Annotated in this window: 22 protein-coding genes; 17 read left to right on the top strand and 5 right to left on the bottom strand. The window is 63.1% G+C overall.

The annotated features are described in order from the left end of the window. Positions 1 to 1,602 carry a malate dehydrogenase (quinone) gene (mqo, locus tag KO539_RS07035; RefSeq protein ID WP_219308061.1) on the top strand — a complete coding sequence of 534 codons (1,602 nt, stop codon included), beginning with the start codon at positions 1 to 3 and terminating at the stop codon, positions 1,600 to 1,602. 102 nt (positions 1,603 to 1,704) lie between these two features. On the opposite strand, the gene KO539_RS07030 is transcribed toward mqo, so the two are convergent. Continuing rightward, entirely contained in the window at positions 1,705 to 2,337 is a 633-nt protein-coding gene (locus KO539_RS07030) for an RNA pyrophosphohydrolase (RefSeq protein WP_034780273.1), read from the bottom strand. 204 nt (positions 2,338 to 2,541) lie between these two features. Here KO539_RS07030 and KO539_RS07025 point away from each other — a divergent pair, with 204 nt between their 5' ends. Then, positions 2,542 to 4,281: a proline--tRNA ligase gene (locus tag KO539_RS07025; RefSeq protein WP_219308059.1), complete on the top strand. Its 1,740-nt coding sequence runs from the start codon at positions 2,542 to 2,544 to the stop codon at positions 4,279 to 4,281. Next, complete coding sequence (locus tag KO539_RS07020) at positions 4,278 to 4,904, top strand: lytic transglycosylase domain-containing protein (RefSeq protein ID WP_219308057.1); 627 nt, start codon at positions 4,278 to 4,280, stop codon at positions 4,902 to 4,904. The genes KO539_RS07025 and KO539_RS07020 overlap by 4 nt, the downstream gene beginning before the upstream one ends. Positions 4,905 to 4,982: 78 nt before the next feature. Here KO539_RS07020 and KO539_RS07015 read toward each other — a convergent pair whose 3' ends face one another. After that, positions 4,983 to 5,378, bottom strand: coding sequence for an SWIB/MDM2 domain-containing protein (locus KO539_RS07015; protein WP_071653383.1), 396 nt, complete (start codon positions 5,376 to 5,378; stop codon positions 4,983 to 4,985). Between the two features lie 355 nt (positions 5,379 to 5,733). After that, a complete protein-coding gene (gene ffh, locus KO539_RS07010; protein ID WP_096237853.1) occupies positions 5,734 to 7,101 on the bottom strand; it encodes a signal recognition particle protein in 1,368 nt (455 codons plus the stop codon). 239 nt (positions 7,102 to 7,340) lie between these two features. On the opposite strand from ffh, the gene KO539_RS07005 reads away from it, so the two are divergent. The 8 genes from KO539_RS07005 (at position 7,341) to KO539_RS06970 (ending at position 16,864) form a co-directional block, all read left to right on the top strand. Next, positions 7,341 to 7,850, top strand: a complete 510-nt coding sequence (locus tag KO539_RS07005; protein ID WP_219308056.1) for a sigma-70 family RNA polymerase sigma factor — start codon at positions 7,341 to 7,343, stop codon at positions 7,848 to 7,850. Then, on the top strand, positions 7,847 to 8,839 hold the full coding sequence (locus tag KO539_RS07000; protein WP_219308054.1) for a FecR domain-containing protein: 993 nt from the start codon (positions 7,847 to 7,849) through the stop codon (positions 8,837 to 8,839). The genes KO539_RS07005 and KO539_RS07000 overlap by 4 nt, the downstream gene beginning before the upstream one ends. Before the next feature lie 114 nt (positions 8,840 to 8,953). Then, the gene (locus KO539_RS06995) at positions 8,954 to 11,155 is read left to right on the top strand and encodes a TonB-dependent siderophore receptor (protein WP_219308052.1); all 2,202 of its coding nucleotides are present in this window, start codon (positions 8,954 to 8,956) and stop codon (positions 11,153 to 11,155) included. A 110-nt stretch (positions 11,156 to 11,265) separates the two neighbouring features. After that, on the top strand, positions 11,266 to 11,547 hold the full coding sequence (locus KO539_RS06990; protein ID WP_219308050.1) for a hypothetical protein: 282 nt from the start codon (positions 11,266 to 11,268) through the stop codon (positions 11,545 to 11,547). Then, the gene (locus tag KO539_RS06985; protein WP_219308048.1) at positions 11,544 to 13,247 is read left to right on the top strand and encodes a PepSY domain-containing protein; all 1,704 of its coding nucleotides are present in this window, start codon (positions 11,544 to 11,546) and stop codon (positions 13,245 to 13,247) included. The genes KO539_RS06990 and KO539_RS06985 overlap by 4 nt, the downstream gene beginning before the upstream one ends. Continuing rightward, positions 13,244 to 13,585: a DUF3325 domain-containing protein gene (locus KO539_RS06980; RefSeq protein WP_219308047.1), complete on the top strand. Its 342-nt coding sequence runs from the start codon at positions 13,244 to 13,246 to the stop codon at positions 13,583 to 13,585. The genes KO539_RS06985 and KO539_RS06980 overlap by 4 nt, the downstream gene beginning before the upstream one ends. Before the next feature lie 91 nt (positions 13,586 to 13,676). Next, complete coding sequence (locus tag KO539_RS06975; RefSeq protein WP_219308045.1) at positions 13,677 to 14,864, top strand: efflux RND transporter periplasmic adaptor subunit; 1,188 nt, start codon at positions 13,677 to 13,679, stop codon at positions 14,862 to 14,864. Between the two features lie 5 nt (positions 14,865 to 14,869). Beyond that, the gene (locus tag KO539_RS06970; RefSeq protein WP_219308043.1) at positions 14,870 to 16,864 is read left to right on the top strand and encodes a MacB family efflux pump subunit; all 1,995 of its coding nucleotides are present in this window, start codon (positions 14,870 to 14,872) and stop codon (positions 16,862 to 16,864) included. 74 nt (positions 16,865 to 16,938) lie between these two features. Here KO539_RS06970 and KO539_RS06965 read toward each other — a convergent pair whose 3' ends face one another. Continuing rightward, positions 16,939 to 18,141 carry an MFS transporter gene (locus KO539_RS06965; RefSeq protein WP_219308041.1) on the bottom strand — a complete coding sequence of 401 codons (1,203 nt, stop codon included), beginning with the start codon at positions 18,139 to 18,141 and terminating at the stop codon, positions 16,939 to 16,941. Positions 18,142 to 18,279: 138 nt separating this feature from the next. Between KO539_RS06965 and KO539_RS06960 the strand changes: the two genes are divergently transcribed. Together KO539_RS06960 and KO539_RS06955 are read left to right on the top strand one after the other, a co-directional pair. Further along, positions 18,280 to 19,167, top strand: a complete 888-nt coding sequence (locus tag KO539_RS06960; protein WP_219308039.1) for a LysR family transcriptional regulator — start codon at positions 18,280 to 18,282, stop codon at positions 19,165 to 19,167. 191 nt (positions 19,168 to 19,358) lie between these two features. After that, a complete protein-coding gene (locus KO539_RS06955) occupies positions 19,359 to 20,303 on the top strand; it encodes an ABC transporter substrate-binding protein (protein ID WP_219308656.1) in 945 nt (314 codons plus the stop codon). A gap of 68 nt (positions 20,304 to 20,371) precedes the next feature. On the opposite strand, the gene KO539_RS06950 is transcribed toward KO539_RS06955, so the two are convergent. Continuing rightward, positions 20,372 to 20,911 carry a hypothetical protein gene (locus KO539_RS06950; protein WP_219308037.1) on the bottom strand — a complete coding sequence of 180 codons (540 nt, stop codon included), beginning with the start codon at positions 20,909 to 20,911 and terminating at the stop codon, positions 20,372 to 20,374. Between the two features lie 326 nt (positions 20,912 to 21,237). Between KO539_RS06950 and KO539_RS06945 the strand changes: the two genes are divergently transcribed. The 4 genes from KO539_RS06945 to ampD all read left to right on the top strand — a co-directional run bounded on the left by KO539_RS06945 (position 21,238) and on the right by ampD (position 24,084). Beyond that, complete coding sequence (locus KO539_RS06945; protein ID WP_035822139.1) at positions 21,238 to 22,041, top strand: inner membrane protein YpjD; 804 nt, start codon at positions 21,238 to 21,240, stop codon at positions 22,039 to 22,041. After that, positions 22,038 to 22,298 carry a PP0621 family protein gene (locus KO539_RS06940; protein ID WP_219308035.1) on the top strand — a complete coding sequence of 87 codons (261 nt, stop codon included), beginning with the start codon at positions 22,038 to 22,040 and terminating at the stop codon, positions 22,296 to 22,298. Before KO539_RS06945 ends, KO539_RS06940 begins: the two co-directional genes overlap by 4 nt. A gap of 120 nt (positions 22,299 to 22,418) precedes the next feature. Then, the gene (locus KO539_RS06935) at positions 22,419 to 23,495 is read left to right on the top strand and encodes a sigma 54-interacting transcriptional regulator (RefSeq protein WP_219308033.1); all 1,077 of its coding nucleotides are present in this window, start codon (positions 22,419 to 22,421) and stop codon (positions 23,493 to 23,495) included. Next, complete coding sequence (gene ampD / locus KO539_RS06930) at positions 23,473 to 24,084, top strand: 1,6-anhydro-N-acetylmuramyl-L-alanine amidase AmpD (RefSeq protein ID WP_219308654.1); 612 nt, start codon at positions 23,473 to 23,475, stop codon at positions 24,082 to 24,084. The genes KO539_RS06935 and ampD overlap by 23 nt, the downstream gene beginning before the upstream one ends. Positions 24,085 to 24,407: the final 323 nt, after the last annotated feature.

Below are 24,407 nucleotides of genomic sequence, written 5' to 3'. Positions count from 1 at the left end.
ATGCGTAAATCGCTATTACTTTTGATGTCGTGCCTGATCCTGGCGGCATGTAACAAGACCCCGCCGGCCTCGTCCGAAAAACCGGTCGACGTGCTGTTGATCGGCGCCGGTACCATGAGCGCCACCCTGGGCAGCATGCTCAAGGAACTCGATCCGTCGCTGACGATGGAAATGGTCGAGCGCCTTGATTCCGTGGCCGCCGAAAGTTCGGATGCGATGAACAACGCAGGCACGGGCCACTCGGCGTTTGCCGAACTGAACTACACGCCGGAAGCGGCCGATGGCAGCATCGAGACCAAGAAAGCCGTTGCCATCAACGAGCAATTCGAAATTTCCAAGCAATTCTGGGCTTATCAGGTCGCCAACAAGCATCTGGGCGCGCCGCAGACCTTCATCAACAACGTGCCGCACATGGCCTTTGTATGGGGCGACGACAATATTGCCTTTTTGAAGAAGCGCTACGCTGCGCTGCAAAAGGAAAACTTGTTCAAGGGCATGCTGTTCTCGGAAGACCAGGCGCAGATCGAGCAATGGGCGCCGCTCGTCATGCAAGGCCGCGACAAGGGCCAGAAAGTGGCCGCGACGCGCATGGAAATCGGTACCGACGTCAATTTCGGCAACCTCACGCGCGGTCTCGTCAAATACCTGACGGACAGCCATGGCATGGTCCTGCACCTGCGCCACCAGGTGGAAGACATCCAACGCGGCGCCGATGGCGTGTGGAATGTGACGGTGAAAGACCTGGCCGCCGGTAAGGAAAAAACCATGCGCGCCAAGTTTGTCTTCATCGGCGCCGGCGGCGGTTCGCTGCCGCTGCTGGAAAAATCGGGCATTCCTGAAGCCAAGGGCTACGGCGGCGTGCCGGTCGGCGGCCAATGGCTGGTGACCACGAATCCGGAACTGGTGGCGGCGCATGCGGCCAAGGTCTACGGCAAGGCGTCCGTCGGTTCGCCGCCGATGTCCGTACCGCATCTCGATACGCGCATCATCGACGGCAAGAAAGCCCTGCTGTTTGGCCCGTTTGCCACCTTCTCGACCAAGTTCCTGAAAAACGGTTCGTGGATCGACTTGCCTGCCTCGATCGGCACGGGCAATGTGAAACCGATGCTGCAAGCCGGCTACGACAATATTCCACTGACGAAATACCTGGTGGAACAGGTCATGAACTCGCCGGAAGATCGTTTGAACACCCTGCGCGAGTACTTGCCGAACGCCAAGATGGAAGACTGGACACTGCAAAACGCCGGCCAGCGCGTGCAGATCGTCAAGGATGATCCTGTCAAAGGCGGCTTGCTGCAGTTCGGCACGGAAGTCGTCGGCGCCGCCGATGGCAGCATCGTTGCCCTGCTGGGCGCATCGCCAGGCGCTTCGACCGCGCCGCCGATCATGATCAAGGTGCTGCAAACGGCATTCAAGAGCCGTCTGGCCACGCCGGAGTGGCAAGCGAAGATGGTGGAAATGGTGCCGTCGTATGGCCAAAAGCTGAACAACGATCCGGCCCTGGCCAACAAGATCCGCCACTACAGCAGCAATATCCTGGGCTTGAAAGCGATCACCCTGGATGTAGCGCCAGCGCCACCACCGGCGCCTGCGGCAAACTAAGTCAGCCTGACCGGCAGGGAAGTTTCCTGCCGGCATGAAAAAAGGGGCAGCCTGTTCAGGCTGCCCCTTTTGCGTGGGAGAGTGCGTTCATGGTGCGGCGGACTACTCCTTGCCTGGCAGAATCAGCTCCGGCGTACACCCTTCGGCGGCGATGCCGTCGCAAGGCTTGGCCAGTGCCGTACCATCCTGCGCCCGTGGCGCATGGGGCTGGCGCAGGTAGCGCGACGTGTGGCGGTGCGCTTGCTGTGCGTTGCCATGCACGGGCCAGGTCAGGAAGCGGGACAGCTCCTGCAAGGCGCGCTGGTAAACATCGCGCTTAAATTCAATGACGACATCGAGCGGGACCCAATATTCATGCCAGCGCCAGGCGTCGAACTCGGGATGGTCGGTCAGGCGCAGATTGACGTCGTTATCGCGCGCGCACATTCTCAGCAGAAACCAAATCTGCTTCTGGCCACGGTAATGGCCGCGAATCTCGCGCTTGATGAAGTGGTCTGGCACTTCATAGCGCAGCCAGTCGCGGGTGCGGCCGACAATTTTGACGTGTTCCTGTCTGAGTCCGATTTCCTCTTCAAGTTCGCGAAACATGGCTTGTTCCGGTGTTTCGCCATATTTGATACCGCCTTGCGGAAACTGCCATGAGTGCTCGCGCACCCGCTTGCCCCACCACACCTCGTTCTGGGCGTTTAGCAGGATGATGCCGACGTTGGGCCGAAACCCTTCACGGTCGAGCATAATGCACCTCAAACTTTCTGCGACAGTGCGTCTTTTTTTACATAATTACCCACAACTTCGCAAGCCGGTGACCTTTTCGGGGTGCGAAAAGCGCCGGAATCGCACCAATTGAGCGCATTTGTGTAAAGTATGGACGCATCAGCCAGCTAATCCTTTAAAATTAGGTTGATTATAACCCTCTCTTTTTAAAAAGAATTCACCGTTATGCGCGCCTCCCGTTTTTTTATTTCCACACTTAAAGATGCACCTTCTGACGCGGAAATCGTCAGCCACCAATTGATGATGCGTGCAGGCATGATCAAACGCCTCGGTTCCGGCATCTATACCTACATGCCGATGGGCCTGCGCGTGATCCGCAAGGTGGAAGCCATCATCCGTGACGAGATGAACAAAGCCGCCGGTATCGAACTGCTGATGCCGCTCGTGCAGCCAGCCGAACTGTGGCAAGAGACGGGCCGCTGGACCAAGATGGGCGACGAACTGATGCGCGTGAAAGACCGCCACGGCCGCGAATACGCGATCCAGCCGACATCGGAAGAAGTCATCACCGACGTCGTGCGCACGGAAATCAAGTCCTACCGCCAGCTGCCGTTGAACTTTTATCACATCCAGACCAAGTTCCGCGACGAGCGCCGCCCACGCTTCGGCCTGATGCGCGGCCGCGAATTCACGATGAAGGACGCCTACTCGTTCGACCGCGACCTGGCCGGCATGCAAGCGTCGTACAAGGTCATGTTTGACGCCTACACGCGCATCTTCACGCGCTTTGGCCTGAAATTCCGCGCCGTGGCAGCCGACAACGGCGCCATCGGCGGTTCCGGTTCGCATGAATTCCACGTCATCGCTCACACCGGTGAAGACGCGCTCGTGTACTGCCCGACCTCCGACTACGCCGCCAACATGGAAGCGGCCGAAGCGCTGCCGCCAGCCGGTGAGCGTCCAGCCGCCGCCCAGGCACTGACGAAAACGGCCACGCCGGACACCGTCAAGTGCGAAACCGTGGCCGCCTTGCTAGGCCTGGAACTGTCGCGTACCGTGAAAACCATCGCCCTGACGGTGGAAACGACGGGCAAGGACGAGAAAGTCACGAAACAGCACTTCATGCTGCTGCTGCGCGGCGACCATGAATTGAACGACATCAAGGTGGGCAAGGTTGCCGGCCTGGCCGGTCATCGTTTCTCCACGGAAGCGGAAATCCTGGAAGTTTACGGCACGATTCCTGGCTACCTGGGCCCGATCGGCACGCAAGCCCCTGTCACCGTGGTGGCGGACCGCACGGTCGCCCACATGAGCGACTTCGTCTGCGGCGCGAATGAGGCCGGTTTCCACTACACGGGCGCCAACTGGGGCCGCGACGTGGCCGAGCCTGCCATCGTGGCTGATTTGCGCAATGTCGTCGCCGGTGACGCTTCGCCGGACGGCCAGGGCGCACTCGCCATCGAGCGCGGCATCGAAGTGGGCCACGTGTTCCAGCTGGGTACGGCGTACTCGGAAAGCATGAAAGCCACCTTCCTCGACGAAAACGGCAAGCCTGCGCCGCTGCAGATGGGTTGCTACGGCATCGGCGTGACGCGCATCCTGGGCGCCGCCATCGAACAGAACTTCGACGACAAGGGCATCATCTGGCCCGCGTCGATCGCGCCATTCGAGGTCGTGCTGTGCCCGATGGGGATGGACCGTAGCGAACTGGTCAAGGAAGAGACGGAGAAGCTGTACGCGGCCCTGCAAGGCGCTGGCGTGGACGTCATCGTCGACGACCGCGGCTTGCGCCCTGGCGCCATGTTTGCTGACTGGGAACTGATCGGCGTGCCGCACCGCATCGTCATCGGCGAGCGCGGCCTGAAAGAAGGCAAGCTGGAATACCAGGGCCGCCGCGACGCGGAAGCGACTGGCGTGGCACCGGACGAGATCGTCGCCTTCATCCAGGGCAAAATGGCGCAGTGAAGCGTTTATCTGTAAGCAAGACGGCTGGCGCGCTCGCGCTGGCCGCCGGCCTGGCCTGCGTCTCTCCGGCGCAGGCCGGCAACCAGAAGGAGGAGGCGCTGGCCGACTCCGTCCGGCTGGCCCTGTCGCACGCGATCCGCGACGAACGCCCGCCGCAACCCAAATTTGCCACGCCCGCCGACTTGCAGCGCTACCAGCAATGGCTGACGCAGATGTCGTCGCGCCTGCAGCGCAAGCTGCCGGACGCCCAGCTGCGCACGGAATTTCTGGAAACCGTATGGTATGAAGCGCGCCGCGCGGGCCTGGAACCGGCCCTCGTGCTGGGCCTGATCCAGGTCGAATCGGCCTACCGCAAATATGCCGTCTCGCTGGCCGGCGCGCGCGGCTACATGCAGGTGATGCCATTCTGGACGGGTGTCATCGGCGACCATGACCGCAGCAAGCTGTTTCACATGCAGACGAATCTGCGCTACGGCTGCGCGATCTTGCGCATGTATCTGGATATGGAACGAGGGGATTTGTATCTGGCGCTGGGGCGGTATAACGGCAGCCGGGGCAGGGCCGAGTATCCGAATGCGGTCAGGGCGGCGTGGCGGCAGTGGGAATTCAAGCCGGCCGCTTGAACGGCAGGCAAAAAAATGCCCCGCTCGCAGTAAAGCGGCGGGGCACTCACACGGCGTAGACGCCCTGTGCGTATCTGATTATTTCAAATGATCGGAGATCAGTTTCGTCATTTCAAACATGGAGACTTGGGCTTTGCCGCCGAAAACTGCTTTCAGCTTGTCGTCCGCATTGATCATGCGGCGGTTGGCCGGATCTTGCAGATCGAGTTTTTTGATGTAATCCCATACCTTTTTGGTCACTTCCGTGCGCGGCAGTGGTGCTGCGCCAACAACGGCGGCCAGCTCTTTCGATGGCGTCATTGCTTTCATGAATGCTGCGTTTGGCTTGCGTGGTGTTGCCGGTGCTGCCGCTTTCTTCGCCGCTGCTGGTTTAGCTGCTGCTTTGGCTGCGGGTGCTGCTTTCTTGGCGGCTGCAGGCTTGGCTGCTGCTGCTTTGGCTGGCGCTGCTACTGGGGTTTTTTTGGCTGTTGCCATCTTCGAGCCTCCTTAACAAACACATGGGAAATTGCGCAATTAATCGCACGGCTAATATTGGTGTGGATTTACCTTGTATGCAAGTGTTTTTCACGTTTTCACGAGGAAAATGCAGGGAAATGGCCATGCTGTCGCCCGGGCGCACCGCTTGGGAGCGCAGAACGGCGTTTTTGCCCGTAAATGGCATGGTTGCTGGCTATGCGGGGAGGGGCGCTGCTGGGGGAGGGAAGAGTGATGCCGGACACATGAAAATGCAATCCGGCATTATTTATAACGATGTTTTTTGCGTTTCAAACGAAGATGCTGCGGCATCTCGAAGGCCGTCAGAATCCCCGTGAGCGGGGATTCTGACGCCTTACCTCATGCCAGGCATCATGCCCTTCATCGAGCGCATCATCTTCATCATGCCGCCGCCCGACAATTTCTTCATCATCGTCTGCATTTGCTCGAATTGCGTCAGCATGCGGTTCACTTCCTGCACCTGCACGCCGGCGCCGGCGGCGATGCGGCGCTTGCGCGTGGCCTTGATCAGTTCAGGCTTGGCGCGTTCCTGCGGCGTCATCGAGTCGATGATGCCGCACATGCGGCGCACCTGCTTGTCGGCTTGATCCATATTCTTGCCGCCTGCCGCCTGCTGGAACTGGGCCGGCAGCTTGTCCATCAGGTTGGCCATGCCGCCCATTTTCTTCATTTGGCCCAGTTGCGCCTTGAAGTCGTTCATGTCGAACTTGCCGCCGACCTTGATTTTTTGCGCCAGGTCGGCCGCCGCCTTGCTGTCGACGCCCTTGCGCGCTTCTTCCACCAGGGCGAGGATGTCGCCCATGCCGAGGATGCGGTTGGCCATGCGGGTCGGGTCGAACGCTTCCAGGCCGTCGAGTTTTTCCGAGACACCGGCAAACTTGATCGGTTTGCCCGTGATGTGGCGCACGGACAGGGCCGCACCGCCGCGTGCATCGCCATCGAGCTTGGTCAGCACGATACCGGTCAGGGGCAGCGCATCATTGAAGGCTTTCGCCGTGTTGATGGCGTCCTGGCCCAGCATGGCGTCGACGACAAACAGGGTTTCGATCGGTTTCACGGCGCCGTGGATGGCGGCGATTTCGCGCATCATCTCTTCGTCGATACCGAGGCGGCCCGCCGTATCGATGATCAGCACGTCGTGGTAATGCTTTTTCGCCCAGTCCAGCGCAGCCAGGGCGATGTCGACCGGCTTGTCCGTGCTGGCGGACGGGAAGAAGTCGGCGCCTACCTGGGCGGTGACCGATTGCAGCTGGGCGATCGCGGCGGGACGGTACACGTCGGCCGAGACGGTCAGTACTTTCTTCTTCTTTTCTTCCTTCAGGTACTTCGCCAGCTTGCCGACGGTGGTGGTTTTACCCACACCCTGCAAACCGGCCATCAGGATGATGGCGGGCGGCTGCTGCGCAAAGCTGATCTGCGACGCTTCCGGTCCCAGGTCGGCGCCCATCAGGGCGGCCAGCTCGCGCTGCACCACGCCCACCAGGGCCTGGCCTGGCGTGAGCGAGGAAATGACATCCTCGCCCATGGCTTTTTCTTTGACTTTGGCGATGAATTCGCGCACGGCGGGCAGGGCGACGTCGGCTTCGAGCAGCGCCAGGCGCACTTCGCGCAGCATGTCGGCGGTGTTCGCTTCGGTCAGGCGCGCCTCGCCGCGCATGGTCTTGACGACTTTGGCAAGCCGTTGGGTGAGATTATCTAGCATGATGAACCTGCAATGAAAAGCTTGGGAGTGGGCGGCGCAAGCCGGACGATGGGCGCCATTTTACCTTATCGCGGGTCGCCGGCGGTCCCGCGCTGCGCCGCCTGGCGGTTGGCCTGCTTTTGAATTAGTTGGTATTTCTGGCAATGCCGCGATTGCATGAATGGCAGGAACGCGGTTAGAATGAGAATAATTCTTATTTACATTCTCGGGCGCCGCACGCCCGGGCGGAAAGGGATGCCATGTCGGCCGCCGATTTTGCACAGCAACAAGACCTGCACGCGCTCTACAGCAGCCATCACGGCTGGCTGCAGGGCTGGCTGCGGCATAAGCTGGGCAATGCAGGCGACGCGGCGGACCTGGCGCAAGACACCTTCATCAGCGTGCTGACGGCCGATTCCGCGCCGCAGATCCGCGAAGCGCGGCCGTTTCTCGCTACCATCGCGCGCCGTCTGGTGGCGCACCGCCATCGCCGGCAAGTGCTGGAAGACGCGTATCTGGAGGCGCTGGCCTGCCTGCCGCCCGAGCTGGCGCCCGCGCCCGAAGAACGGCTGCTGGCGCTGGAAGCCTTGCAGGAAATCGACCAGGCCCTCGATGGCTTGCCGGCGCCCGTGCGCACGGCGTTCTTGCTGGCGCAGCTGGAAGGCCTCAGCTATGTCGAGATCGCCGCACGCCTGAACGTGTCTGCCAGCTCGGTCAAGCAATACCTGACGCGCGCCAACCGCCAGGTGTTTTTCTCCCTGCCAGCATGAGCACGGTGGCAGCACCCGTGGCCGCGGCAGCCATCAGCGAGGACGTGCAGCAGCAGGCGGCCGAGTGGCTGACCATGCTGATGTCGGGCGAGATGGACGCGGCGCAGCAGGCCGCATGGCAGCGCTGGCGCGAGGCCGACCCGGAACACGAACGGGCCTGGCGGCATATCGAAGCCGTATCGCAGCGCTTCAATAGCTTGCACCGCGGTGCGGCCGCGCAGGCGCTGGCCGGCACGCAGCAGCAAGCCGTCAACGGCAAGCGGCGCCAGTTGCTGGCGTGGTTGGGCGTGGCGGCCGGCGGCGGCATGCTGGCCGCGCAGACGGATGCCTGGGATGGCGTGCGCGCCCTGCGCGCCGACTACCGCACGGCCACGGGCGAGCGGCGCGAAGTGGTGCTGGCCGATGGCAGTGTGCTCAGCCTGAATACGGCTTCGGCCGTGAACGTGCGTTTCGACGCCAGCCGCCGCCTGATCGAGCTGCTGGCTGGCGAGATCCTTGTCACCAGCGGCCATGGCGCCGGCAGCGGCGCGCCTTTGGTGGTGGCCACGCGCGAAGGTCTGGTGCGCGCGCTGGGCACGCGCTTTGCCGTGCGCCAGCAGGATGACTACAGCACCGTGGACGTGTTGGAAAGCGCCGTTGAAATCCTGCCCCGCGACGGCAGCGGCGCGCCCTTGCTGCTGGCGGCCGGCCACGGCGTGGCGTTTTCCCGCCAGGCGCCAGACGCGCCGCACGCCATCGATGCGTATGCGCACGCCTGGTCGCACGGGCAGCTGATCGTCGACGACGTGACCCTCGGTGATTTCCTGGCCGACCTGGCCCGCTACCGCCCCGGCGTGATCGATTGCGCACCGGCAGTGGCCCAGCTGCGCCTGTCGGGCGTGTTCCCGCTGGCCGATACCCAGCGCATCCTGAACATGCTGCCCAATTCGCTGCCGGTGCAGGTGCGCAGCCGCACGCGGTATTGGGTCAGCGTCGAACCGGCGCCGTAGTACCCCACAAAAAATACTTGCAGCCGGACTGCCCGTTTTTCGTTTTCGCGGCACCTACAGAGTAGGGCGCCTGTTTTTCACCGTCTGATGACGCCACTACTATCAGGAACTTGCATGTTTCACGCTTTGAATTTTGTCAGTTTGCCATCTCCTCACTGCGCATTGCGTCCGCTGGCGCAAGCGGCTGCGGCCCTGTGCCTGGCCGCCAGCCTGCCGGCGCTGGCGCAGCAGGCCACGCCTGCCATCCCTGCTGCCGAACAGACCATGCTCGGCGTGTCCGTCACGGCAGGGCGCGATGCGACAACAGAAGGCAGCGGCTCCTACACGACAGGCGTGAGCAATACGGCAACCAAGCTGAACCTGTCGCTGCGCGAGACGCCGCAGTCGGTCAGCGTGCTGACGCGCCAGCAGATCGACGACCTGGGCATCACGACCCTGGACGACGCGGTGCAGTCGATCACGGGGCTGGTCATGCAAAAGGGCAACTTTACGGGTGATTCGGGCAGTTTCAGCGCGCGCGGTTTCCCCGTCGAGAACATCCTGTTCGATGGCTTGCCTACCAGCCTGGGCGCGAACGGCACCTTCAATGGCGACAATGACGATCTGGCCATCTACGACCGCATCGAGGTGGTGCGCGGCGCCACGGGCTTGATGACGGGCAGCGGCACGCCCAGCGCGGCCATCAATATGGTGCGCAAGCGCCCGACGGCCACGCCGCAAGCGTCATTCTCTGCCAGCGTGGGCAGCTGGAGCAACTACCGCCTGGAAGCCGATGCGGCCAACGCGCTCAATGAAGCGAAGACTCTGCGCGGGCGCATCGTCGCGACGGTGCAGGATAAGAAGGATTTTGTCGACGTGCTGCATGGCCGCAACCACCAGCTGTACGGCATCATCGAAGCCGACTTGCGGCCCGACACCACGGTCACCTTGGGCGCACACTACCGCAAGACGGATAACGACGGCGTCGCGACGGGCATGGTGACGGCCGCCGACGGCAGCTTTTTGAACTTGCCCCGCTCGACTTACCTGGGCACCGACTTCGATGGCTGGCGCCAGACGGATAAAACCATCTTCGCCGAACTCGAACACCGCTTCGGCAATGGCTGGAAGGCCAAGCTGGCCGCCACGCGCAAGACGCCCGAGATCGACACGACGTTTTCCGGCATCAACCGCCGCGGCGACACCCTGCGCTTCAATTCGCAAAGCTACCGCGCCGAACTGGCCAATACCAGCTATGACGCGTATGCCAGCGGCAGCTACAGCCTGTTTGGCCGCGAGCACGAGCTGACGGTCGGCGCCAGCCACCGCCGATCGTCGAAAAACAGCTATGGCGGCTGGGCGGCGTACACCCGGCAAGCGAGCGCGCCGGTGATCGACCCCTACCACTGGGATGCGGGCAGCGTGGCGCGCCCCGTCATCAATTACGCGCAGTGGGGCACGGCCAGCATCACCGAGCAAAGCGGCGTGTATGCGGGCACGCGCATGCGCCTGGCCGAGCCGCTGTCGCTGGTGCTGGGCGGGCGCGTGAGCTGGTACAAGGACGATGCCGGCTACTCGGTGGCGCGCGAATTCACACCGTACGCCGGCGTCGTGTATGACCTCGACAAGCAGCATTCCGTGTACGCCAGCTGGACCGAGATCTTCCAGCCGCAAGCGGCCACCGACGCCAATGCGCAGCCATTGAAGCCGATCAGCGGCACCAACTATGAAGCGGGCGTGAAAGGCGAATACTTCGGCGGCGCCCTCAATGCCAGCGCGGCCGTGTTCCAGATCCGCCAGCAAAACCGCGGTGTGGACGACCTGGCCGGCCCGGATCCCTGCCCCGGCAGCACGTGGGGCTATTGCCAGCGCGCGTCGGGCGAAGTGCGCAGCGAAGGCGTGGAGCTGGACGTGGCGGGCGCGCTGACGCCCGACTGGCAGCTGTCGGCCGGTTTTACGTATGTGAAGGCGCAATTTACGCGCGACAGCGATCCGGCCAATATCGGCAAGGACTTCAACAGCCGCTATCCGCGCCAGCAGCTCAAGCTGGCCACCAGCTACCGCCTGTCCGGCGCGGCGCAGGGCTGGCGCATCGGCGCTTCGGTGTACGGGCAGGGCGCGACCGAGTCGAAGGAAGGCACCTACCATCTGCGCCAGGGCCGCTACGCGATCGTGGGTCTGAACGCGGCGTGGCAGATCGACAGCCGCGCCGAGCTGCGCCTGAACGTGAACAATGCGCTCGACAAGCGCTACTACCAGAGCATCTACTCCGATGTGGTAGGCAACCTGGTGGGCACGCCGCGCAACCTGATGCTGACCTTGAACTACACACTGTAAATAATCGCTTTTGAATGATCTATCTTGATGAAGGATGCATGGCTTATGGAAGTGCAGTTGAATCTGACCCGCGATGGCGCGCGCCAGCGTATGCCGCAGGGAGCGCCGCGATGATGAAATCGGCCCACATGATGTTGTTCTCGCGCGTGCTGGCCGCCGTCTTTGGCGGCTATGCACTGACGTCCGGCGTGGCCGTGCTGCTGGCCGCCGTGCTGCCGCTGTCGCGCGCCGAAGCCGTGCTGACGGCCACCCTGAGCGCCTTCGTCGTCTACACCTGCGCCGTGATCTGGGTCTTTGCCGTGCAGGATCTGCGCCGCGCCTGGCTGGGCATGCTGCTGCCGGCCATCGTCTGCGGCGGCCTTGGCCTGCTGCTGTCGCGAGGTGCCGCATGAACGCCGTCAAGGTAGATAAAGTGGTGAAAACGCCGCAGCAGGGCGGCTTGCGCCAGGCCATGGCCTGGCTGCATACGTGGAGCGGCCTGTGGATTTCCTGGCTGCTGTTCGCCATTTTCCTGACCGGCACCCTGGCCGTCTTCGACGACCCGATCGGCCACTGGATGACGCCCGAACACGCGCTCGAAGAGGCGGCGCATGCGAACGATCCGCCGCTGCCGAAGGTCACGGACCGTGGGCACCGCCTGGAACTGGCGCTCGACTTCATGGCCAAGGAACATCCGAAGGCGGACATGTGGGAAATCTGGCCCGTGCAGCGTCCCGGCCACGGCTTGTCCGCCTACTGGTTCCAGCCCGCCGGCGGCTACGGCTCGGCGGACCTCGATCCGCTGACGGGCGCCGTCGTCGAACATGCGCGCGAGGAAAATGCGCGCGAGACCATCGGCGGCCACCATTTCGTCGATTTCCACTACGAGCTGCACGCGGGGCGCATCGGCGTGTGGATCGTCGCCATCACCACCATGATCATGCTGGTGGCGCTGGTGAGCGGCGTCATCACGCACAAGCGCATCTTCAAGGATTTCTTCACCTTCCGCCCGGCCAAGGGCCAGCGCTCGTGGCTCGACGCGCACAACGCGGTGGCCGTGCTGACCTTGCCGTTCCAGTTCATGATCGCCTACACGGGCCTGGCCTTCTTCAGCGATGACTATGTGCCGGCCCCCGTGGTGGCGCAATACGGCATGGACAATGCCAAGAAAGCCTTTTTGGCCGACTGGAACGATGTGGGTAAACCCGTGAAAACGGGCCAGCCGCTGGCCATTCCCGCGCTGGAATCGTTCGCGCTGCGCGCCGAACAGGCCATCGGCCAGGAAATCCGTGCCGTGGTGCTGGACAACCCGAACGACGCGTCCATGCGCGTGTGCATGTACGGCTGGAATGAAGAGACGGATACGATGGAACGCCTCAGCGCCAACACGGGGCGGGCCTGCTATGCGCTGGCCACGGGCGAGCAGGTCGCCTTGCGCCTGCCCGGCGAGTCGGATACGGGCGGCGCGGGCCTGACGCGCTCCGTCATGTCGAACCTGCACATGGTGGGCTTCGGCGGCACGCCGATGCGCTGGCTGTACTTCTTCTGCGGCCTGGCCGGCACGGCCATGATGGGCACGGGCGCCATCCTGTTCATGGTCAAGCGCCGCCAGAAGTCGGGCGGCGAGTTCGGCGCCTACACGCAGCGCGTGTACCGCGTCATCGCCTGCCTGAACGTGGCGGCGATCGCCGGCCTGTCCATCGCCTGCGCGGGCTTCCTGTGGGCCAACCGTTTGATCCCCGTCGGCATCGAGCAGCGCGCCGGCTGGGAATTGCGGGCCTTCTTCGGCGTGTGGTTTGTGATGCTGGTGCACGCCTGCCTGCGCGCGGAAAAGCGCGCGTGGATCGAGCAACTGGGCTTGCTGGCCGCCCTGTGCCTGCTGCTGCCGGTGCTCAATGTACTGAGCACGGGCGACAACCTGGCGGCGCAGATCGCGCGCGGCGACTGGGAAAGCGCCGGCGTGGAGCTGGGCAGCATGGCCTTCGGCCTGCTGGCCGCCTGGGGCGCATGGAAAGTCCACAAGCGCAAGGAAAAACCGCTTAAAAAAGCGGCCGCCAGGGAAAACGCCGCGCCCACGGCCAGCCTGCACGTCACTACGGAAGGACAGTCATGATCAATACCATCCTGTGCGCGCTGGGCCTGTCGTATGCGGGCATGGCCAGCCTGTCGCTGGCGATGGACCGCCACCATGGCCAGGTCTGGGGCCGGGACGCGGCGCCAAACGTGCGGCGCGCGCTGCAACTGGCCGGCACCGTCCTGCTGGCGCTGGCCATCTGGCCCTGCGTGGCCGGCTGGAGCGTGACCGTCGGCGTCGTCGCCTGGCTGGGATTCATCGGTGCCGGCGCGCTGCTGGTGGCCCTGCTGCTGCCGTATGCCCCCCGCTTGCTGTTTCGTAGTTCCCTGCTGGCAGCCGTCGCCGCGCTGGCAGGTCTTGTGACGTTCCTGCGGTGATATTCACCGCCATTTTCAAGGATAGACCGATGCACTTTTCACGCCTGGCGACACCGATTGATGTGTTGAATGTATTGAAAGCGGCTGCCTGATGGCGGCCCGCCTGCCTACCCGCCGCGCCCGCATCCTGGGCGGCGTGGTCTTGCTGGCGCTGTTCGGCGCCGGCGCACTGTGGGCCACGCGCGGCCCGAAAACCGTGTTCGACACGGCGCCCGTCAAGCGCGGCAACATTGAGGCCAGCGTCACGGCCATCGGCACCCTGCAGCCGCAAACCTATGTCGACGTGGGCGCGCAAGTGTCGGGCCAGATCACGCGTTTGCACGTGCAGCCGGGCAGCGCCGTGGAAAAAGGCCAGCTGCTGGCCGAGATCGACCCCAGCGTGCAGCAGGCGACAGTCGACGCGGGCCGCGCCGCGCTGGCGGGCTTGCGCGCGCAGCTGGCCGACCAGCAGGCGCAGCACCGCCTGGCGGGCCAGCAGCATGTGCGCCAGAAACAGATGGCCAAGTTCGATTCCACGCCCTTGGCCGACCTGGAAACGGCCGAAGCCACGCTGGCCTCGGCCGGCGCCAAGATCGATCACCTGAAGGCGCAGATAGCCCAGACCCAGGCCAGCCTGAAGGCGGACGAGGCGCGCCTCGGTTACACGCGCATCTACGCGCCGATGGCCGGCAAGGTGGTGGGCCTGGACGCGAAAGAAGGGCAAACCCTGAACGCCACGTACCAGACGCCGAACATCCTGCGCATCGCCGATCTGTCGGCCATGACGGTGTGGACGGAAGTGTCGGAAGCGGACGTGCGCCGCGTGCGCCCGGACATGCCCGTGTACTTCACCACCCTGGGCGGCGACCAGCGGCGCTGGAGCGGCAAGGTGCGGCAAGTGCTGCCGGCGCCGCCAGTGCCCGGTGGTTCTGCCGCCGGCACGGCCCTGGCGCCGTCGACCAGCAAGGTGATTTTATATACCGTGCTGTTCGACGTGGATAACGCCGATGGCGAACTGATGCCGCAGATGACGGCGCAGGTGGTGTTTGTCACGGCAGCGGCAAACAATGTGCTGGCCGTGCCCTTGCCGGCCCTGAAACCATCGACCGAGGAAGGCGCCAAGCCGGGGCAGTTCACGGCCCGCGTGATGGATGCGGACGGCAAGGTCGATACGCGCGCCGTCACCGTGGGCGTGCGCAACCGCCTCAGCGCGGAAGTGCTGCAAGGCTTGCGTGAAGGCGAATTGCTGGTCACGGGCGAACAGCCATCCAGCAGCGGCAGCAGCAGGTTCCAGCTGTGAGCGCGATGAGCGAGGCCAGGTCGCTGGGACAAGCAGGAGAGCCTGGCCAGCCGGCGCCACTGATTGAACTGGAGGGCATCCGCAAGCGCTACGGCGGCCATGACGGCGCGCCGGCCGTGGAAGTGCTGCGCGGTTTGACTTTGTCGATTGGCGCCGGCGAATTCGTCGCCATCGTCGGCGCGTCCGGCTCCGGCAAGTCGACCCTGATGCATTTGCTCGGATGCCTGGACCGGCCCAGCGACGGCACTTACCGCTTCGCCGGCCAGGACGTGGCCAGCCTGAATCCCGATGAACTGGCATGGCTGCGGCGCGAAGCGTTCGGCTTCGTCTTCCAGGGTTATCACTTGATCGCCACGGAATCGGCGCGCGAAAACGTGGAAGTGCCGGCCCTGTACGCGGGCATGCCGGCCGCGGCCCGCCATGCGCGTTCCGCAGCGCTGCTCAAGCGCCTGGGACTGGGAGAACGGCTCGATCACCGGCCGAACCAGTTGTCGGGCGGGCAGCAGCAGCGCGTGTCGATCGCGCGCGCCTTGATGAATGGCGGGCGCATCATCCTCGCCGATGAACCGACGGGGGCGTTAGATAGCAGTAGCGGCGCCGAAGTCATGGCGCTGCTGGGCGAACTGGCGGACGCGGGCCACACCATCATCCTCATCACGCATGACCGCAAGGTGGCGGCCCAGGCGCGCCGCGTGATCGAGATCAGCGATGGCGAAATCATCGCAGACTCGGGCGCCATCGCCATTCCCGCCACGTCGACGGCCTTGCCGCCGCTGGACATGTCGCGCGCCGCGCACGATACAGGTGCGTCGCTGGGCACGGAATTGCTCGACGCGGCGCGCGCGGCATGGCGCGTGCTGTGGATCAACCGCTTCCGCACGGGCCTGACCCTGCTGGGCATCGTCATTGGCGTCGCCTCCGTCATCGTCATGCTGGCCATCGGCCTGGGCACGCGCCAGCAGGTGATGGCCCAATTGGGCGCCTTCGGCTCGAACCTGCTGTACATGGCGTCGCGTGGCGAAAGCTCGCGCATCCCGGGGCGCAGCATCACCCTGGCCGACCTCGATGCGCTCAAGGACGTGCCGGGCATCACCCACGTGCTGCCGAATGTCACGGGCAACAAGGTGATACGCCACGGTAACCTCGACGTGCAGACCTATGTGCGCGGCACGGGGCCGGCCCTGCCGCAGATCCAGACCTGGCCCGTGGCCAAGGGCGGCTTCTTTACCGAGGAAGACGAGCGCGAGATGGCCACCGTGGCCGTGCTGGGCGCGCACCTGGCGGAAAAGCTGATGCCCGACGTGGCCAATCCCGTGGGGCAGAATATCCTGATCGGCAACGTGCCGTTCCAGGTGATCGGCGTGATGAGCGCGAAGGGCGCGCTGACGGGCGAGAAGGATGAAGACGACGTGCTGCTGCTGCCGTTTTCCACGGCAGGCATCCGCGTCTTCGGCCAGCGCGAGCCGACGTACACCGTCATGGCGGTGGCTGACGTCAAGCGCGTGACGGAGGTGGAGGCGGCGGTCGACGCCACCATGTTCGAGCGCCACCGCATCCGCGACTACGGCATCAGCAACGCGGCCGCGTCGATCGCCGCGGAAGCCAAGACGCAGGACAACATGACCATGATGCTCAGCCTGATCGCCGCCGTCTCGCTGGTGGTGGGCGGCATCGGCGTCATGAACGTGATGCTGATGACGGTGCGCGAGCGCACGCGCGAAATCGGCATCCGCATGGCGACGGGCGCGCGTCGGCGCGACATCCTGCGCCAGTTCCTCACCGAAGCCGTGCTGGTGTCGGTGGTGGGCGGCGTGGCCGGCATCGTGGTCGGCGTGACGGTGGCCGGCTTGCTGCTGGTATGGGACGTGCCGGTGATTTTTTCCCTGAGCGCGATCGCCGGCGCATTTGCCTGCGCCGTGGTGACGGGGCTGGTGTTTGGCTTCATGCCGGCGCGCAAGGCGTCGGGACTCGACCCGGTCGTGGCGCTGGCTGGCCAGTAAGGCCGGCTGTTGTAAAAGCGCCGGCGCAGTGCCTGCCATCGCGGCCAGGCATGGCGCCGGCGCGGCCGCACGCATCAACTTCCGCTGCAACTCCTGCCTGCCAACGCCTTGTTCATGGCGAAGACTGTAGCGAGCAACGAGACGGCGAGAAATCCGATGACGGTCCATGCGAACGACGCCACGTCTGACCGGTCAAGCAAAATTCCGCCGACCACGCCGCCGCTGGCCACCGCCGTGTTCCAGCCCGTCGTGTACATCGATTGCGCCACATCAACCGATTCGCCGGCAAAGCGGGACAAGGCCGTTTGAGTGATCGTGGCAAAACCGCCCACAGCGAGGCCCCATACCGCCACAGAGGGGTAGACCACTTGCGACAGGTCGCCCCAAAGACCCAGCAGCAGGGATGCGGCGGCAAAGACCATGACGCTTGCCACGGCAAGAAACTGCAGCCGACGATCGACCATGGCACCGACGACCCATAGGCCGATGATCGAACCCAGTCCGAACACGAACAGGACGGTTTCCACGTTCGCTGACAAGCCCGAAGGCACGAGCAATGGCTCAATATAGATGTAGAGAATGTTGTGGGCAACAACGAAGGTGAGGACCACGAACAGCACGGCGCGAATGCCGGTCTTGAAAAATATGCTGGAAAGCGCTTGGCGCTGCCCCTTGCTCTGGCCAGGGAAGTCGGGGACGATGGCAATGATCCACAGCATGAGCAAGAGTGCCAGGGCACTCATCAGGCCAAACGCGCCTTGCCAGCCGATGGCGCGGCCAAGTAGCGCTCCGAGCGGCACACCGAGCACCAGCGCGATGGTCGCGCCGGCACCGGATATCGCAATCGCCCGTCCGCCGAGATGAGACGGCGACATGCGCACCGCATATCCAGCCAGCAGCGTCCAGACGATTCCACCGAAGACACCGGCGAAGAAGCGCGCCACCAGAGAGACGGCATAGCTGTCGGACAGCGCGGTGACGAGATTGACAAGCGCAAAGCCGAAGATCGCCGTCAATAGCAAGGGACGCCGCCGCATGCCTTGCGTAAGCATGGTGACGGGAATCGCGGCGACCAGCGCACCGACCGCGTAGGCGGTAATGAACTGGCCTGCCAGGCTGTCAGAGACGCTCAAGCCTTGCGCAATGGAAGAAAGCAATCCCGCCGGCATGATCTCGGTCAGCAGCGTGACAAAGGCTGCCATGGCCAAGGCAAGCAGTCCACCCAAGGGCAATCGCTCGGCGCTCTTGTGTCGAGCGGATGTTGTTGTCTGATGCATAAACTAGGTTCCTCAAATTGAAGTCGTTCTGGTTCTGTGTGAAGTATCAGTACGTATGCTGCCTGCTTACCAATAAAAGAAAAATAGGCTAAAGTGAACAATATATGTGACATAACCGTCATTAATTGATGGGCATAAATGGAAAATCTTGGTTCTCTTGATCTCTTCGTACGCGCGGGGGAGGCCCGCAGCTTCACCGCGGCCGGGCAGCAGCTGGGCATCTCCGCATCCGCCGTCAGCAAGGCCATCGCGCGGCTGGAGGAGCGCCTGGGGGTTCGTCTGTTCCACCGCTCTACGCGCACCATCAGCCTGACATCGGAAGGGGCGTTGTTCCTGGAGCGCTGCCGCCGCATCCTTTGTGAGGTGGAGTTGGCCGAAGCCGAACTCTTGCAAACGCAAAGCGCCCCGCATGGCAAGCTGCGCATCAGTCTGCCATCGCTCGGCACCTTGTTCATGCCCAGGCTGGCGGCCTTCCAGCGGTGCTATCCCGCTGTCGCGCTGGACATCGACTGTTCGGATCGTTTGGTGGAAGTGATCGAGGAAGGCTTCGATGCCGTGATCCGTACCGGAGAACCCAGCGATTCCCGCTTGATGGCACGCACGCTGGGCGCTTACCGACGAGTCATCGTCGGCGCTCCCGGCTATTTCCAGGAGGCGGGACTTCCGCAGCAACCGGAAGACCTGGTCAACCATGCCTGCCTGCTGTACCGCTATCCCACGACGGGCAAAATGGACGCATGGCCGTTGAGCAGGAACAATCAACCCCTCTCCATGGAGCTACCGGGCAGCATGGTCACGAATTCGCTGGATCCGCAGATCTGCTTTGCCGAACAAGGTCTCGGTATTGCTTGTGTGCCTGACATCGCCGTGCGTCGTCAGCTGGACGAAGGCCGGCTCGTCACGGTGCTGGACGAATACAACCAGGACCGCACCACATTCCGCATATTGTGGCCCTCCAGCAAACATCTGTCGCCCAAGCTCAGGGTGTTCGTGGACTTCATCGCGCAGAACTTGTTTCCGCTTTGACAGTGGACATAGCTTGCACTCGCTTAAGTCATCGTGCAATAAAAAAGATTGCTCCTGGCTTAACACACGGTACTATCTCCCCATAATAAAAAAGCAGTGATTCGCGTGCCCTTGCGGGCACACACCAACCACCACAGGAGAACCCGATGCAGAAAAAATCAACTTTGAAGACCGGTATCGCCGCCGCCCTCATGCTGGCGTTTGGCCTGGGCGCCGTGCAGGCGCAGGCGCAGGAAGTCGTACGCCTGGGCAATCTGAAATTCGCCCATTACGGCGCCGTGTCGTACATCAAGGAAATCGCGCCCAAGTGCGGCATCAAGGTCGAAGAGCATATCTTCGCCAAGGGCCTCGACGTGATGCAGGCGATTATCGCGGGTGAGCTGGACGTGGGTGCGACGGCATCCGAAGCGGCCATTTCCGGCCGCGCCGGCGGCGCGCCGATCTACGTGGTGGCCGGTTTTGCCAAGGGCGGCGCGCGCCTGGTGGGCGGAGCGGGGCAAAAGATCGCCAGCGTCAAGGAACTCAAGGGCAAGCGCGTGGGCGTGACGCGCGGCGGCATCCAGGAAGTGTTGCTGCTGGCCGAGCTGTCGCAAGCGGGCCTGACGTATTCCGAAACCAAGGGCAAGGATGTGCAACTGGTGTTCCTCGCCTACGCCGACCTGAACCAGGCGCTGATGGGCAAGAATATCGACGCCATGATGCAGTCGGAGCCGCAATCGTCGCAGGCCATCAACAAGGGCTTCGGCACCGAAGTCATCAAACCGTACGACACGCCGATCGGCGAACCCGTGCGGACCATGGTGATGACGGAAAAGTTTTACAAGGAACGCCGTCCCGTGGCGGAAAAATTCATGCGCTGCTTCGTCGAAGCCACCAAGACCTTTATCGACAACAAGGCGACGGCGGAAAAGTATGTGCGCGAAGTGGTGTTCCGCGGCCAGATCACGAAGGATGACTTCGACGACGCGATCAGCAATTCGCCGTATTCATATGACATCTCGCCCGAGCATATCCAGATCACCACCGACGTGATGGTGAAAACGGGCGTGGGCCGCATGACGAAGCCGCCCGTGGCCAAGGACTGGGTCAAGACGGACTTGCTGGAACAGGCGAAAAAGAGCCTGAACGTGAAGTAAATCAGGCAGCCATGAAAAAAACCTCCGGACCAGCGATGGCGCGGAGGTTTTTTGATGGAGGAGTGGCCTTAGCGGGCGTTAAAACCCATCCAGCCCTTCTCCGTCTGGCGGAAGCTCAGCGTGTAGATGCGGGTCAGCTCATCGCCTTTCTTGAGCTGGCGGTTGATGATGGCGCCGTAATTGTCTTGCACGATCTGGTCAGACCACTGCAGCAGGTTCTCGAAACGCTCGGCCGTCATTGCCGCCTGGCGGGCCAGCAGGGGCGCGGGGATCGCCTTCTTTTCCTGCTGCCGTACCCAGAATTCGTGGAAAACTTTGTTTTCGCCGCCCATGCTGCGCGCCATCAGGCCCAGGCCCATGGTCATGCCCACGGAGCTGTCCGTCTTCGCCTCCGCCTCGAGCTTGTTGGCCACGTCGGCCAGCAATTCCAGGTAGCCCACCTTGGCGCGCAGCACGGCCGAGCCCTTGATTTCGTACTGTTCGTTTTCTTTCCAGCCATTCAGCTTTTCCAGCTTCGCGATGTCGAAGTATTCCTTGTACAGGTCATAGCTCTGGATGGACGTACGGAAGTATTCCTCGTACGTGGATTGGGAAGGCGCATCTTTCATGCAGCCGCTAAATAGAGTGCAGGCGGCCAGCAGGAGACAGGTCCAGGACAATTTTCGAAAAGACATGGCGAGGGGCGGTGGCGTAAGGGTGGATAAATATTGCTATGTGGACATAATTATAGGACTGGCTCATCGGGATGGCAACGTGGCTGCGGCGCGGCGACCGTGCGCCGCAGGAAAGATTGCCGAAATCTTGAGGGTACGCCACCCCGTCATGCCTCAGGCGCGATATCATGGCAGGCTTGCGGCATTGGATGGCGGCGTCGTGCCTGTCACCCGGGCTGTCGCCTGAATCGCGCTTGCCGGCTATGGTGTAAACTTAAACTATGCAGATCTATTTCTTTTTCATCGCCGCCCTGTTGTACGCGGCGTGCGCGGTGCTTCCTTCGTCCCGTGCCCGGCTCATTGCCGGCCTGACCGGCGTCGCCTGGCTGGCGCACGCCGCCACCCTGTGGTTCGACCTGATGGCGCCGGGCACCTTGCGCTTCGGTTTTTCCGCCATGCTGTCGGCCGCGCTGTGGGTGTCGGTGGGCGCCTACTGGATAGAGAACCGCAATTTCAGTCTGGACGGACTGCGCCGCATGGTCATGCCCAGCGCCGTCCTCGCCATCGGCCTGGCCTGGGCCTTTCCGGGCAGCCAGGTCAACATGGAAGGCAAGTCGGCCGTTTTCGGCTGGCATATTGCCGTGGCCGTGCTCGCCTACAGCACCCTGACGATTGCCGCCTTTCACGCCGTGCTGATGGCGCTGCAGGAGTCGCGTCTGCATACGCGCAGCGAAAGCCGCGGCTTCATCGGCACGGCGCTGGACCAGCTGCCGGCCCTGCTGACGATGGAAAAGCTGCTGTTCCGCATGATCGGCCTGGGTTTTATTTTGCTCAGCCTGACCGTGCTGTCGGGCATCGTATTTTCCGAACAACTGTTTGGCAAGGCGCTCAACTGGGATCACAAATCCGTGTTTACCATGCTGTCGTGGCTGCTGTTTGCTTCGCTGCTGGCAGGGCGCCGCTTCCGCGGCTGGCGCGGCAAGACGGCCCTGAGCTTTACCCTGGCCGGTTTCGCCACCTTGTTGCTGGCCTATGTCGGCAGCCGTTTTGTACTGGAAGTGGTTTTACACCGAGGATTCGCATGACACGTGTTTTATTCTGGCTGGCGCTGGTGTTCCTGGTGCTGTTTGCTATCCGCAGCAAGATCCGTGGCATGCAGCAGCGCGCTCGCGCGCAGCAGCAACAGCAGCCGAATCCGTTTGCGCCACCGGGCCGGCCGCAGGAATTGCCGGATGCCGAGCTGATGCTGTGCTGCGCCCATTGCGGCGTGTATTACCCGGCCTCGGAAAACGTGCAGGCCAAGGGCCACGATTACTGCAGCCACGCGCACGCCACGGTGTAAGGGCAGGCCCGCAGGTTCGCGCGCGTTGCTCAGCCGTATCGTAACGTCGTCCGGCATCCGTCCGGCGTAGCATCTGCAAGAGGCGGTTCGTCGCCGCCATTGCGGAAAGGCGCGCTCCCCATGTCAAGTCCAAGCCCCCGTCCCAGTCCCAGCCAGCTTCCTGTCGCCGGCATGCCGCCGGCGCCGCAACTGAGCGGCAACTCGCTGCCCATGCAGGCGCTGCGCGCGCAGATCGGCCGCATCGCCCGCTGCGGCGCGCCGGTGGCCATCCGCGGCGAATCGGGCACGGGCAAGGAACTGGCGGCGCGCGCCATCCATGCGCAGGGCGCGCGTGCCAGCTTCCCGTTTATCGCCGTCAACTGCGGCGCCATTCCCGAAGCGCTGATGGAAGCGGAATTCTTCGGCTGCCGCCCGGGCGCCTATACGGGCGCGCTGCACGAGCGCCAGGGTTTGTTCCAGGCGGCCCACGGCGGCAGCCTGCTGCTTGACGAAGTCGACGACCTGCCGCTGGCCATGCAGGTCAAGCTGCTGCGCGTGCTGCAGGAGCGCCGCGTGCGCAAGCTGGGCGGCAGCAGCGACGAAGCCGTCGACGTGCGCATCCTGTGCGCCAGCCAGCATGGCCTGGCGCGCGGCGTGGCCGCCGGCACGTTTCGCCAGGACCTGTTTTACCGCCTGCATGTGATCGAGCTGGCGCTGCCGCCGCTGCGCGAGCGGCGCGGCGATCTGCAGGTATTATGTGAGGTGATCCTCGCGCGCCTGTCGCCACGCCGGGCCGTGAGCCTGGCGCCGGCCGTGCTGGCGGCCCTGGCCGCGTATGCGTTTCCCGGCAATGTGCGCGAACTGGAAAACGTGCTGGAGCGGGCGCTGGCCTTTGCCGACGGCGGCGTGATCGCGCTTGACGGATTGGATTTGCCATCCGCCGCTGGCAGTATGCCGCTGAGGGTACCACCGGCCTTGCCGGAACGGCAACTGTGCCTGCCCGGCATGGCGGCGCATGGCGTGGCCCCGGTCCTGCCGCTGGACGTGTATTTGCGCCAGGCCGAGCGCGACATGATCATGCTGGCGCTGGTGCAGGCGCGCTACCACCGGGCGCGGGCGGCGCGCCAGCTGGGTCTGAGCGTGCGCCAGTTGCGTTACCGCATGCAGAAATTGACGATACAGGAAAGCCTACTTGATGCGCGCATGGACGATAGATGAAGACGGCTGGTGCGACGGCGCGCTGCGCTACGACTCGCCATACCACGACGCGCGCCCGGACGGTGCGCAAGTCGACTTGCTGGTGATCCATAACATCAGCTTGCCGGGCGGCCACTTCGGCGGGCCGCATGTGTCGGACTTGTTTACGGGCCGGGTAGATTATAATGCCGATCCTTCTTTCGCCGACCTGCGTGGCTTGCAGGTGTCGGCGCACTTTTTTGTGCGGCGCGATGGTGCGCTGCTGCAATATGTTTCTGCTGATCAACGTGCCTGGCATGCGGGCGCGTCCACCTTCGAAGGACGTCCGCAGTGCAATGGCTATTCCATCGGTATCGAAATGGAAGGCGCGGACGATGTACCCTTCCAGCGGCGGCAATACCCTGTGCTGGCGGCGCTGACAGCGGCGCTGGTGGCGCGCTACGGGCTGTCCCAGGTGCGCGGCCACGAGCATATCGCGCCGGGAAGGAAGACGGATCCGGGGCCTTTTTTCGACTGGTCTTTTTACCAAGAGTGCTGGCTGGAAACCTTGCGCGGGCAGCCTGCGTTAGCGCTTACTTCGCGGGGATTGGGCTTTCCATCCATACCCTGAAAAGTCAACCGAAATCGTATATGAAAATACAAAAAATTACGCCGACGGATGCCGGAAAACTATTGCATCGCCCTTCGATGGGCACTACAATTAGTGCAGAAGTTGGACGTAAAGACTATATGTAGTGCCATCACAGACGTTTTCAGAATTATTGTCAAAGCTACCCGGATTGCTGATAAAGCACTGGAACTGGCGGTTTACCACCCTTGATCGTGTTTCGCGCCAGCCGGGCAGTGCGGTGTGGCGAGATGGATTCTGACACTGTTTTATGCATTATTAATTTACTATTTAGCAACAAATATCTGAAGAAACCCTGACCATCG

This window comes from Janthinobacterium sp. NKUCC06_STL, from assembly GCF_019345455.1.
Lineage (GTDB): Bacteria > Pseudomonadota > Gammaproteobacteria > Burkholderiales > Burkholderiaceae_D > Janthinobacterium > Janthinobacterium rivuli.
This window is presented reverse-complemented; position numbering and strand designations above follow the sequence as displayed.

Bases quoted from the DNA above. Each gene is read 5' to 3' on its own strand.
- KO539_RS06975 (WP_219308045.1), top strand. From the start codon at position 13,677: ATGGCGGCCCGCCTGCCTACCCGCCGCGCCCGCATCCTGGGCGGCGTG.
- KO539_RS07000 (WP_219308054.1), top strand. From the start codon at position 7,847: ATGAGCACGGTGGCAGCACCCGTGGCCGCGGCAGCCATCAGCGAGGAC.
- mqo (WP_219308061.1), top strand. From the start codon at position 1: ATGCGTAAATCGCTATTACTTTTGATGTCGTGCCTGATCCTGGCGGCA.
- KO539_RS06940 (WP_219308035.1), top strand. From the start codon at position 22,038: ATGACACGTGTTTTATTCTGGCTGGCGCTGGTGTTCCTGGTGCTGTTT.
- KO539_RS06970 (WP_219308043.1), top strand. From the start codon at position 14,870: ATGAGCGAGGCCAGGTCGCTGGGACAAGCAGGAGAGCCTGGCCAGCCG.
- ffh (WP_096237853.1), bottom strand. From the start codon at position 7,101: ATGCTAGATAATCTCACCCAACGGCTTGCCAAAGTCGTCAAGACCATG.
- KO539_RS06995 (WP_219308052.1), top strand. From the start codon at position 8,954: ATGTTTCACGCTTTGAATTTTGTCAGTTTGCCATCTCCTCACTGCGCA.
- KO539_RS06990 (WP_219308050.1), top strand. From the start codon at position 11,266: ATGATGAAATCGGCCCACATGATGTTGTTCTCGCGCGTGCTGGCCGCC.
- KO539_RS07030 (WP_034780273.1), bottom strand. From the start codon at position 2,337: ATGCTCGACCGTGAAGGGTTTCGGCCCAACGTCGGCATCATCCTGCTA.
- KO539_RS06965 (WP_219308041.1), bottom strand. From the start codon at position 18,141: ATGCATCAGACAACAACATCCGCTCGACACAAGAGCGCCGAGCGATTG.
- KO539_RS06985 (WP_219308048.1), top strand. From the start codon at position 11,544: ATGAACGCCGTCAAGGTAGATAAAGTGGTGAAAACGCCGCAGCAGGGC.
- ampD (WP_219308654.1), top strand. From the start codon at position 23,473: ATGCGCGCATGGACGATAGATGAAGACGGCTGGTGCGACGGCGCGCTG.
- KO539_RS06960 (WP_219308039.1), top strand. From the start codon at position 18,280: ATGGAAAATCTTGGTTCTCTTGATCTCTTCGTACGCGCGGGGGAGGCC.
- KO539_RS07005 (WP_219308056.1), top strand. From the start codon at position 7,341: ATGTCGGCCGCCGATTTTGCACAGCAACAAGACCTGCACGCGCTCTAC.
- KO539_RS06950 (WP_219308037.1), bottom strand. From the start codon at position 20,911: ATGAAAGATGCGCCTTCCCAATCCACGTACGAGGAATACTTCCGTACG.
- KO539_RS07025 (WP_219308059.1), top strand. From the start codon at position 2,542: ATGCGCGCCTCCCGTTTTTTTATTTCCACACTTAAAGATGCACCTTCT.
- KO539_RS06935 (WP_219308033.1), top strand. From the start codon at position 22,419: ATGTCAAGTCCAAGCCCCCGTCCCAGTCCCAGCCAGCTTCCTGTCGCC.
- KO539_RS06955 (WP_219308656.1), top strand. From the start codon at position 19,359: ATGCTGGCGTTTGGCCTGGGCGCCGTGCAGGCGCAGGCGCAGGAAGTC.
- KO539_RS07015 (WP_071653383.1), bottom strand. From the start codon at position 5,378: ATGGCAACAGCCAAAAAAACCCCAGTAGCAGCGCCAGCCAAAGCAGCA.
- KO539_RS06980 (WP_219308047.1), top strand. From the start codon at position 13,244: ATGATCAATACCATCCTGTGCGCGCTGGGCCTGTCGTATGCGGGCATG.
- KO539_RS06945 (WP_035822139.1), top strand. From the start codon at position 21,238: ATGCAGATCTATTTCTTTTTCATCGCCGCCCTGTTGTACGCGGCGTGC.